Source organism: Shewanella sp. M-Br, assembly GCF_036245925.1.
Taxonomy (GTDB): Bacteria; Pseudomonadota; Gammaproteobacteria; order Enterobacterales; family Shewanellaceae; genus Shewanella; species Shewanella oncorhynchi.
In genome coordinates this window covers 24,105-35,175 of sequence record NZ_BJBV01000035.1, presented here as the reverse complement: position 1 = coordinate 35,175, position 11,071 = coordinate 24,105, and the positions used below count along the sequence as shown (strand labels likewise).

The window sequence follows — 11,071 nt, the reverse complement described above, 5'->3', positions numbered from 1 at the left end:
CCTACTCGCACTGCGGCAACTCCGAGGGGGAGGTGTATTCTGTCACTTCGGCTTTGGCTGTTAATACCAATAGCGATCAGCATTACAAAATTTAACAATGGGTGTCTCGATAAATGTTAGATATTTTGAATTTTATTATCTATCAAAAAAGCACTAGTTTCTAATGTGACATAATCATATTAGCAATCCTTGCTATACTTTAGTTTAAAGCCCCCCAAAAAAAGTAAGTCGCTCTCAGAATTGTCTCAGTCAAAGAAATTTAAGAATAGATGTAAAAATCCATTAATATAAATAATGACTATCAAATAAAAACAGTCAGCATCCACACAAAAAAATAAAATTATTAATTAAAATACTTTTTTATAATCACACGATTCAACATGAAATTGACGTCCATGTTCAAAACTAGGAGAATATACAAGAACACGACCACTTTTTAAAAATAAAACACTTTCTGCCTTATTAGCCCAACCATCTGAGCAAAGATGATAAGTATTAAAGTCAGCCCACAATGCAATTTTTTTCGTTATAACATCCACTCTATAAGGAAATACTGACATAACCCCGATGAATATAGAAAAACATAATAAATAAAAAAACACAACTATATAATTACGTTTAAATTTATGCCACCAAAAAACATAAACACAAACAAAATACAAGCTAGAAAAAATGAGTATCACTGTAGATAAGAACCAAAGAAAACTAATGACAAATTCCTGATAAACAATTAAAAACGGGGTGAAAAATAAAGCAACAAAATCACTTGTTATACTTAATTCACTACTATCTACATGAAAAATTTTATTTATAAAAACTGATGCCCACTGGCGCGAAAAAAATGTATAAAGGGCCAGTATTCCTGAAAATATAACAGCCCAGTGCCATAATTTAAGCTTTTTTCGAACAAACTGTCCTACTGTTGAATATGAAAACCAAAATACCAAAAATAATAACGGGATCAATCCTGTATAAAATATAGCCACTGAAGTCCAAAACCAACCACCATTAAAAATAGTAGGCAGCATCAGAACAACCCAAAGCAACAGAACAACATTAAACCGGTTCATTCAATCCTCTAAAATCACCACATAAAACAACACATATAATTAAAAACAGAATATAAATTTAACTTTAAAGATAAGCTTTATCCCGAATACAACTCTAAAGCGCCATACTCAGCGCTTTTTTGGATAATAAAAACTTATTACTTGTCGACCAAACTGCCGGCATCTGTTTTATAAATTTTCCCAGATGTTAGACCTTTTTTATAATAGTCATTCATAATTTTTAAAAAGTCTCTTGCGTCAGCCTCTGCATTTTCAGCAGAAAATTTAATTTTTCCATTTTCGATTTCAAAAGGGTCTTTTTTCATCTGTTCAGTGCGAACACGGTTAACTTCTTCGATATGAATATCAAGATGATTATTTTTTTCAGTGATACTAATCAACTGTTTTCTAATTGATGGCTTATGGGTAATAAGATTATCAAGAACACCCATACCATGTTCATCAATTACATTAGATGACTGAATTGTCTTTAATGTCTTTTTAGATATTTCTAGGAACTCTTCGTCCATCCCAAGGATACTTTCAAATGCTTTTTTATGAAAAACATAGAATCGATTTTTTATGCAGACACAATCAATTTTATCGTCAAAGTTAATCAGGTTCCCATCAAAAGCCTTCAACTCCTTATGATTAATATCAAAAAGCGCCGAGATCCTATCTCCAATATTTTGATCGCTTGTAATTAATTTTCCATCAGCTATCTTTCTGAATGAATAAAATACTTCACTATTATTGATATTTTCCACACGTAGACAATAAGCCCACAATTTTGGTCCTGTAGTCGAACCAGAGCTGCTTTTTAAATCAGTAAGACTTTTCACTACTGAATACTTAGTATCATCTTCAATTTTATTGGTTACAACGTCTGAAAATGATAGCGCATTATTTAAAGCATAAGAGTATATTTTATCTCCATAGTCATCATCAATAACCCGATACTCACTAATTTCAACTTCATCCTTTGCAGAATGCTTCTCAATCTGGGTAGCAAGCAAGCCCCTAAAATGTTCAATCAATTCGTCGGTCAAAGAGGCTTTTACTAGGTTGAAGTTATATTTATCCATCACAGGATCATTGGATTTCACTCCTGCTTTGAGTTCGCGCATAACAAAGAACAATGACAATTTGAGTGTTTTATCCTTGTCATTTAGCAATTCAGTGTACTCAAGTAGCTCTTCAGGCTTTAATACGTCTAACGTTGCGATCCCACTATCCATTTGCTACCTCAACATAAAATAAATTATTATCTAAATCTAACATATTCAAGCAAATATTTATATTTACATCAATAGAAGAAGTTATGATCATCCCTTTTTTTTCACTCCATTCTTTTCATAAGAAACTTGGTAAATACTATATTTAAAAAAACCCAATATCGGATTAACAATTAACATATTTGAATTAACATAAATACGATAAGCAATAATCAAAAATGTAGCCAAAATAACTACATTATCAGTTTTAGACATATCAGAAAATGAAAGCAAAGCAAGATATGTAAACAAATACAAAATCACATCACTATTTTTATTTTCAATTTCTAGAATCTTACCTGTAAAGCCATCTTTGAAAACCCGTCTTTTCATATTCCTAATAGTTAATATCAACCCTAAAACACCAACCAAACTCAACAGTAATAAAACTAATGAAAATATTTGCGGTAATAAAAATGCTCCGCATAGATTCGGATGTAAAATATTTATATTCCCTCTATAAAATTGCAAAAATATAAGCAATAAAAATAGAGGTAAGAATGAAACAACAAACAATGAAAACTTAGCTCCAATGTTAAGTTTTGTTGCATTCATAATCTTCCCCATTATAAATATCCATTTCCTCATTATACAGCATTCAATGATTTTAAAAAGAAAATAAACTATTTGATATTATTAGAAATTTATTACTCAAAAAAGCAACTCTCCCTCAGCTCGCCGTAGCCAATACAGGTAAGATTTTTGTGAATCGAAGCCTGACTAAATGGACATCCATCGTTAATGGCGAGGTAGTTAACCTCCGACTATGCTTTGGTTAAGCATTAAACAAGGAGGTTTGTATGCCGCGCCCTCGCAGAACTCAGATTAGTCTTGAAGACACCCCTTTTTATCACTGTTGCAGTCGTGTCGTTCGACGTGCTTTTTTGTGTGGCGATGATCGTTACTCAGGTAAAAACTATCAATGATAAATCCCCTCGGCATTGAGTAAATGCTTAGCAATATGCACGGCCACCACTTCACCTAACACCAACCAAGTATCGATTTTGTCGCCATTGGCGGCGGTTAACTGAATACATTGGGACAACTTACATTCAAAATTCACTGGGCTTTCAGCCACTAAATCAGCCTTAACAATGGTGCCCGCTTTGGCAGTGAGTCCGGCAAAGCTAAACTCAGAAAGATGGACTGAAAGATGGGACAGGCATAACTCTTTTGAGATTAACAGCCGACACCGAGACCACAGAAGTTCACCTTCCCCCTGCTAAGTTGCTGAAGAGCGTTGAAGACTCTTTATTAAAAGGATCGGGCGTTACGCAGACAGGACGTCTGCGTAGCTTTCGGGGGAAAGGGGCGAATGAAAATCGGTGATTTTCGCGCTTATGAGTGAGAGGCAGGGACTGCCGAACTGGAGGGCTTTACAGGGATGTAAAGCGTAGCCATCGGAAGCGTTAGCTATTTTCGAATAAGCACGAAGCCACTAATCAATGCATGTAACTTCGCTAGGGGCGGCAAGGGAGATCCAAGAGGGAATTGCTGTTGATCCCCTCTTGGTCGGGTGTGGGGTGAAGCCCCACGACTTTGACTTAGATTTTGATTTAAAAAGTTAAAAGTTAAACTAATGCCCAAAACTCAAACGAAGTTTGAACACCCAAAGCCCTGCGGCGCCTGAGCAGCCGCTTACACTTGTGGTCTATGTAGATCGAAACGCAGATCTTCGGAGATCCCATAATAAGCCGATGGGCCGCCGGCACGTAATACGGGCTCGGCAAGTGCGGTTTGATAAATCCCCTCGGCATTGAGTAAATGCTTAGCAATATGCACGGCCACCACTTCACCTAACACTAACCAAGTATCGATCTTGTCGCCATTGGCGGCGGTTAACTGGATGCATTGGGACAATTTGCATTCGAAGTTTACTGGGCTTTCAGCCACTAAGTCTGCCTTAACAATGGTGCCTGCTTTAGCCGTGAGTCCGGCAAAGCTAAACTCATCTTGACCGCGTGGCAGCATGGCGGAGGTTTGATTCATCTGCTCGGCTAAGCCGCGGGTGGTGAGGTTCCACACAAACTCCCCTGTCTCGACAATATTGGCGACACTGTCTTTCCAGCCTGTGCTGGCAAAGCCGATGATGGGCGGTTTGTAGTTGAAACAATTGAAAAAGCTGTAAGGTGCGAGATTACGTTGCCCCTCGGCATTCCGCGATGAAATCCAGCCGATCGGTCGAGGCCCCACAATCGCATTTAAAGGATCGTGTGCAAGGCCATGGCCTTTGCTCGGTTCGTAAAAATAGCGGTTATCAGCAGTCATACTTCATCCTTTTGTTATTGCCACAACAATACTGGTGCAATTAATACAGCCATCACAGGTACGCTTTTATAGCCGCTATCTTACCCAAGTTTCGAGCAGCGACCAAAAGTCTGTAGGGCAACTTAAGTCAGCTCCTTGAACAACATCTGGCTGCAAATTTCAAATCCAACACGCTCTTCTGCTAAAGTGATACTTATCAGTGGGCTAAAAAGCCTAACTCTGCTAAATAGCATGTGGCAAATGAAGGAGCGGTGAATGGACGCGATAAAAGGGGGATGGAAGAGGTTGTTGTTGGTCGCAGTGCTATTAGCGACAGGTTGTGCCAGCGTAGCGCAAATCGATTTCAATAGCCTATTTGGCACTAGCTCACCGCAAAAACGCGTCGAAAATGCACAGCTGAACGACCAATTTATTCAACAAGCCGAGTTTGTGCACACACAAGTTGAGCCTATTCTCAATAGCCGCTGCGTGGTATGTCATGCCTGTTACGATGCCCCCTGCCAGTTAAAAATGACCTCGAGCGAAGGTATAGAGCGTGGGGCGAGTAAGGAAAAGGTTTACCAAGGCACACGCTTAGTCGCTGCCACACCTAATCGCTTACTTGTCGATGCCTTTACCCCTGAAGCTTGGCGTCAACGCGGGTTTTACCCCATGCTAAACGAGCGCGATCAAACCCCAGAAGCTAATACCCAAGCCTCAGTATTAGCCAGAATGCTCACGCTTAAGCAAATGCATCCTCTGCCCGAAGACAAGATTTTAGATAAGCGTTTTGATTTCAGCCTAGACAGAGTTCAGCAATGCGCCAGCCTAGAGGAAATGGACAAATACGAGCAAAGCCAGCCCCTTGCAGGTATGCCTTATGGCTTGCCAGCACTGAATGCTAATGAACATCAAGTGTTGATGCACTGGCTCGAGCAAGGTGCGCCACTGCCGTTTGCACAGGCACTTACACCTGAATTTATTGCAGAAATAACCCACTGGGAGGAGTTTTTAAACGGCGACAGTTTAAAAAGCCAATTAAGTGCACGTTACATCTATGAGCATTTGTTTGCCTTCCACTTATATTTTGAATCTTTAAATCAGCCAAACGCCCAGCCTCTGTTTTTCGAGTTAGTCCGTTCGAGGACCCCGCCGGGACAAGCACTGGATATTATCGCCTCCCGTCGTCCCTTCGACGATCCTAAGGTGGAGCGAGTCTATTACCGCTTTCGGCCTTATCGGGCAACCATAGTCGATAAAACCCACATCCCCTACGCTTTGAATACCGGCTTGCTGGATAACTGGCAACAATGGTTTATCGATGCGGATTACTCAGTCACTCAACTGCCGAGCTACAAGCCGAGCATTGCGGCCAATCCCTTTGAAGCTTTTATTCAAATTCCTGCCAGTGCGCGCTATCGATTTATGCTGACCCGCGCCCAAGATACCATTATGGGCTTTATCAAAGGCCCAGTGTGCCGTGGTCAGGTGGCGCTCAATGTCATTAACGATAGATTCTGGGTGTACTTTGTGACTCCAGATTATATGGACGACACTGACTTTAGCGCCTTTTACCATTCCCAACTTGAAAATCTACGTATGCCTGCAGAGGAAGAAAGCACTGCACTCGCAGTAACTTGGGTGAAATATGCCGCCAAGCAAGGCAAATATATGCGGGCGCGTAATCAGTTCTTGAACGAGAAATTCAAAAACGGCCAGCACCTCACTATCGACGGACTCTGGGATGGCGATGACACCAATGATAATGCCAGCCTGACAGTGCTGCGCCACTTCGACAATGCCACTGTGGTCAAAGGCTTAGTCGGCGAACCGCCCAAAACGGCTTGGATTATCGATTATGCCTTACTGGAGCGTATCCACTATTTATTGGTCGCGGGTTTCGATGTTTATGGTAACTACGGCCATCAGCTATTAACTCGCTTATACATGGATTTTTTACGTATGGAGGGGGAATCGAATTTCCTGACCCTGTTGCCGCAGGAGGAAAGGCGCAAGCAGTTGAGTGATTGGTATCAAGGGGCTGGTACTCAGCTCACGGCCTTTATCGCAGGGGATATCAACACCTTTCATCAGCCCACGGGCGTACTCTACTTTAGCGACGATCTAAAGGGCGAGCTGTATCAAAAACTCGGACAGAAGGTTGCTAAGGTTCAACCCAATCGATATTACATAGAAAACAGTAGCTTGCAAATACATAGCAAAGCACTTTTACACACATTAGATCGATTAAAAGGCACACAAGCGACCCTGTTACCTGAACTAACCATGATCATGGTGGAACCTGAAAAAGCGGGTAAAGCTGAGATATTTACCTTAGTTCGCAATAGCGCCCATCGGAATATTTCGAGCCTATTTAATGAGGCGAGTAACCGCGAACCCGCTAAAGATGACGTCACTTTAGTGCATGGCTTATTGGGCAGTTATCCTGAGGCATTTTGGCAAGTGAAAGAACAGGACTTGCCTAACGTCGTGGCGACAGTAGAGAAAATGCAAACTGAAAAAGACTATGAGGCACTGTTAGATATGGTGGGTGTACGCCGTACCGATCCGAAGTTTTGGGCCTTTAGTGACGAACTCAATCAGATCTTTTTCGACAATCACCCGATAGAAAGTGGGTGGCTGGATTACAACAGACTGCAAAATCGTTAATAAAAAAGGGGAACGCTAGCGTTCCCCTTCCTTTCAAATCAACCCAGTAAACTTACCAGATCTTAACGCGATCTTCAGGGGCTAAATACAGCTTGTCGCCAGGCTTAACATCGAATGCAGTATACCAAGCATCTAAGTTACGCACGGTCAGCGCGCGGTACATGCCGGGGGCATGTCCATCGGTTGCCACCCGAGCACGCAGGGCTTCGTCACGCATCTTAGTGGCCCAGGTTTGCGCAAAGCCGATAAAGAAGCGTTGATCACCCGTAAAGCCTCCAATCACTGGGGCATCTTTGCCTTTAAGCGAGGCGTGGTAAGCATCATAAGCGGCGGCTAAACCTGCTACGTCGGCAATGTTTTCACCTAAGGTCAACTTGCCATTCACGTGTAAATCAGGGAAAGGCACATAAGCATCAAACTGCTGCGCTAACGCATCGCCTTGCTTATCAAATTGAGCAAAGTCAGCGGGCGTCCACCAGTTACGCATAGCACCAGTCGAGTCAAAGGCCGCACCATTGTTATCAAAACTATGGCTGATTTCATGGCCAATCACAGCGCCAATCGCGCCATAGTTGTAAGCGGCATCGGCCTTAGCATCGAAGAATGGCGGTTGCAAAATACCCGCAGGGAAGTTAAGCGCATTCTGCACTGGCAAGTTCACCGCATTCACCACTTGCGGGGTCATCCACCACTCGCCTTTATCCATTGGTTTGCCAATCTTGGCTAACTGGTGGCTGTACTCCACTTTTTCGCCATTGATGGCATTGGCGTAGGCATTGGTCGCAGTCACTGCATAGCTGTCGTAATTGCGCCATTTATCGGGATAACCCACGCCCACCGCCATAGTGGCCACTTTTGCTAGGGCTTCTTTCTTGGTTGAAGGGTCCATCCAATCGAGTTTTTCCACTCGCTGACCGAAGGCGGCCACTATGTTATCCACCATAGTGCTGACTTCTGCTTTGGCCGAAGCGGGGAAATATTGCTCGGCATAGGCATGGCCTACGGCATCACCTAAATATTGGTCGAGTGCCGCTAAGGCACGTTTATCGCGACTGCGCTGCTCTGGCGTGCCAGAAAGCTTAGTGCCATTAAAAGCAAACGAAGCGTTGTCGATAGCCGATGGCAACACATCAGCATGGCTGTTGATATGGTGGAACACGAGCCAATCTTTCCATGCTTCTAAAGGCTCAGAGGCCACAAGCGCAGAAAGTCCCGTAATCGCCGTTGCATGGTAGGCCGCAAATTTAGGCTGATTGCCCAGTTGCGCCGCCGCTAGAAAGGCAGTCCAATCGATGCCCGGTGCTTTGGCATCAAAGTCAGCACGGCTCCATACACCCGAAGACTGAGTAAAATCTTCGCTTGCTTCACGGCTGGCGTGGGCTGCAGCAATCTTGTTTTCAAGGGCAAAAATACGATCGGCACGGACAGTAGCATCGCTCACACCCGCATCTTTAAGCAAGGTTTCAATGTAAGCGCGGTAAGCGGTGCGAATGTCGACCATTTTAGGATCGGCAGACAGGTAATATTCGCGCTCAGGTAAGCCTAAACCACCCTGTAAAAAGTAAGGTAAGACTTCGCCCGGCGTTGCTAAACCTTGGGTTACGAAGATCCCAAATAGGTTTTCGGTATAAAAATCAGTCGCGTTGAGAGGATCGACATCCGCGCGCAGATTTCCGCCTAACGCCGCAGATAAATCCTGCTTGCTCGCAATGGCCTCATAACGGGCAATATCCGCCTCGGCAGGCTTCATTCCTGCGGCATCAATAGCTGCAGTATCTGTGTAAGCCTTGTAGAAATCGGCGATACGCGCTTCGTCGCTTCCCGCCGCATGTTGCGCTTTCACCAGATCGGCAATCAAACTGGTTTTATGCTTTTCGGTTGCTTCAAAGGCAACGAGGAAAGCGCCAGTGCTGGAGCGATCGGCTGGGATCATCGTCGTTTTCATCCATTCGCCATTGGCGTAGGTATAAAAATCATCCCCTGGTTTTACCGTTGGCGTCATAGCCGCGACATTAATGCCAATCGGCATTTGAGCCGCAACGTCTTGACTTTTTGGCGCGTTTTCGCTGGTTTTTACGGTGTTTTCTGTGGTGTTATCACTGCAAGCAGTGAGCCCAGCCAGTACTGAAGTTGACAGTAATAGCACGGGAATAAGACGGTCCGACATGAATGACTCCTCTCTCTTTTATTATTGTATTTATAGTGTGATTGCTAAGTTTGGCAGTGTAACTGGCACTGAATGAAGAAGTAAAACAAAGCCAATTTTTATGATAGAAAGTTAATGCAAACAATTTGAGCCAGACGCTCAAACTCGCAGCTTAGCATCATCACGACCGCGCTCAACTGCAGGCACAAAAAAGCCGACGCTATGTCGGCTTAATCAAGTTTGGCTAACGACTACTTTATAATTTGATCTGAGTGTACTGAGTCCACGCAAGCACTTGTCCCATCTGAGGAATGATCCATACTGCCGTGTGCTCATTTTGATAAACACGATAATAAAATAAATCTTCATCACGGATATCATGCTTACGAATTTCACGGTAGAACTGCATAGCAGAATGGCTGACTTCATCCGGTTTTGTCAGTTCTTTTTGTAACACTTTAACGTGAAAAACATCGACTTTAAGGTCATCAATTGTGGTCTGGTACTGCTCAAACTCACCGCGGATAGTGTATTTAATCGGCGTCGTTAAACAATCTTGATCTGTAATACAGGAGGTCGAATAAAACTTGCCCTTATTTTGCCCTTCATAGACCAGAGACATACTGAGATCGTTACGAACTAAGAGTTCGCCCGCGACGGGAAAATAAATATCCGCATGGTAATTATGCTCAAGTAACTCGCCCATTCCTTTATCATCCGCAGGGAGGACAATACGGTTATAGCGAATGCGCTGCTCCATTATTTGGCTCAGCGGAATGAACTCCGCCATATTTAATCCTGCGGGTTTTGCATCTATCGCCGTGATATTGATGATGCCATGACCACTGCAGGCATCGGCGTCCAGCTCAGGGCAAATCGCCATCGAATAATTTTTGCCATCCGTTGAGGTAAATGCACTGAAGTAATTAAGGTTATTGATGTGATTTCCCTCTGGCGCTAAATGTTTTTGCCACCATGAAGGATGTAAACGATCTTCATCACCAATATAGAAGGTTCGCGCCGTCCCCAGCGTGCCACCAATATTGAGGCTGATATATTTATCGGCATGCCACTTAGCCACCTGTTTAACCACCGCATGGTGGTCGCTCACATACCAAACGATTGCCAAGATAGCGCACAAAAGGGCAATACCAGCAACTTTAGTCCAAACCGACACCCCCACTAAGGCATCACGAATTGCATTCGCATCATTGATCGCCAGCATCTTTACATGGGATTGTTCAGAGATATGCAATTGATACCCGCGGCGTGCCACGGTTTTAAGCTGCACTTCGGTATAGGGTTCGAGCTTTTTACGTAAGGTACTGATGCATTGCGTTAAAGAGGTAGGAGCAACCACCCTTTCAGGCCAGCCGACCTGCAGCAATTCTTCCTTAGTAAAAATGGCATTCGTGGATGATAACAGCAGCACTAATAAGGCCGTTTCGGAAAAAGCCAGGCTGATGGTTGTCCCATTCACATGATCGACTAATTCCTTAGCCTGTTCATCTAACATTAAATAAGATGTGATTTTATGCATGTTAAACGCCTGAAAGATCAGCCAATACTGATAAAGTTTGATTACACTAACAACATGCAATCATCATGTGACATTGTTTCTTTCCAATAAAACGATGATATGCAATCACCAAGTCAAGATGGTTAATTTTACCTTTTAACAACAT

General features: G+C 43.2%; 7 protein-coding genes and 2 pseudogenes. 2 read left to right on the top strand and 7 right to left on the bottom strand.

Annotated elements, in window-relative coordinates; all coding sequences use genetic code 11:
• Positions 1-347: 347 nt before the first annotated feature.
• The 3 genes from AAA952_RS21345 to AAA952_RS21335 all read right to left on the bottom strand — a co-directional run bounded on the left by AAA952_RS21345 (position 348) and on the right by AAA952_RS21335 (position 2,890).
• Complete coding sequence (locus AAA952_RS21345) at positions 348-1,070, bottom strand: hypothetical protein (protein ID WP_338259465.1); 723 nt, start codon at positions 1,068-1,070, stop codon at positions 348-350.
• Between the two features lie 137 nt (positions 1,071-1,207).
• Complete coding sequence (locus tag AAA952_RS21340; RefSeq protein ID WP_338259463.1) at positions 1,208-2,287, bottom strand: Kiwa anti-phage protein KwaB-like domain-containing protein; 1,080 nt, start codon at positions 2,285-2,287, stop codon at positions 1,208-1,210.
• A gap of 87 nt (positions 2,288-2,374) precedes the next feature.
• A complete protein-coding gene (locus tag AAA952_RS21335) occupies positions 2,375-2,890 on the bottom strand; it encodes a hypothetical protein (protein ID WP_338259461.1) in 516 nt (171 codons plus the stop codon).
• Between the two features lie 233 nt (positions 2,891-3,123).
• On the opposite strand from AAA952_RS21335, the pseudogene AAA952_RS21330 reads away from it, so the two are divergent.
• Positions 3,124-3,243, top strand: a pseudogene (locus AAA952_RS21330) (transposase); the annotation flags it as partial.
• Between the two features lie 5 nt (positions 3,244-3,248).
• Here the strand turns inward: AAA952_RS21330 and AAA952_RS21325 are convergent.
• A pseudogene (locus AAA952_RS21325) lies at positions 3,249-3,458 on the bottom strand (flavin reductase family protein); the annotation flags it as partial.
• 503 nt (positions 3,459-3,961) lie between these two features.
• Positions 3,962-4,591 (bottom strand): flavin reductase family protein, encoded by a 630-nt coding sequence (locus AAA952_RS21320; RefSeq protein ID WP_011845657.1) that lies wholly within the window; start codon positions 4,589-4,591, stop codon positions 3,962-3,964.
• Positions 4,592-4,846: 255 nt separating this feature from the next.
• Here AAA952_RS21320 and AAA952_RS21315 point away from each other — a divergent pair, with 255 nt between their 5' ends.
• Positions 4,847-7,240: a fatty acid cis/trans isomerase gene (locus AAA952_RS21315; protein WP_338259458.1), complete on the top strand. Its 2,394-nt coding sequence runs from the start codon at positions 4,847-4,849 to the stop codon at positions 7,238-7,240.
• A gap of 52 nt (positions 7,241-7,292) precedes the next feature.
• On the opposite strand, the gene AAA952_RS21310 is transcribed toward AAA952_RS21315, so the two are convergent.
• Together AAA952_RS21310 and AAA952_RS21305 are read right to left on the bottom strand one after the other, a co-directional pair.
• Entirely contained in the window at positions 7,293-9,407 is a 2,115-nt protein-coding gene (locus tag AAA952_RS21310; protein WP_338259456.1) for a M13 family metallopeptidase, read from the bottom strand.
• 235 nt (positions 9,408-9,642) lie between these two features.
• Entirely contained in the window at positions 9,643-10,926 is a 1,284-nt protein-coding gene (locus AAA952_RS21305; protein ID WP_338259455.1) for a winged helix-turn-helix domain-containing protein, read from the bottom strand.
• Between the last annotated feature and the right edge of the window lie 145 nt (positions 10,927-11,071).

Excerpts from the sequence above, each read along its gene's own strand:
- AAA952_RS21345 (WP_338259465.1), bottom strand. The coding sequence starts at position 1,070 with ATGAACCGGTTTAATGTTGTTCTGTTGCTTTGGGTTGTTCTGATGCTG.
- AAA952_RS21305 (WP_338259455.1), bottom strand. The coding sequence starts at position 10,926 with ATGCATAAAATCACATCTTATTTAATGTTAGATGAACAGGCTAAGGAA.
- AAA952_RS21320 (WP_011845657.1), bottom strand. The coding sequence starts at position 4,591 with ATGACTGCTGATAACCGCTATTTTTACGAACCGAGCAAAGGCCATGGC.
- AAA952_RS21310 (WP_338259456.1), bottom strand. The coding sequence starts at position 9,407 with ATGTCGGACCGTCTTATTCCCGTGCTATTACTGTCAACTTCAGTACTG.
- AAA952_RS21340 (WP_338259463.1), bottom strand. The coding sequence starts at position 2,287 with ATGGATAGTGGGATCGCAACGTTAGACGTATTAAAGCCTGAAGAGCTA.
- AAA952_RS21315 (WP_338259458.1), top strand. The coding sequence starts at position 4,847 with ATGGACGCGATAAAAGGGGGATGGAAGAGGTTGTTGTTGGTCGCAGTG.
- AAA952_RS21335 (WP_338259461.1), bottom strand. The coding sequence starts at position 2,890 with ATGGGGAAGATTATGAATGCAACAAAACTTAACATTGGAGCTAAGTTT.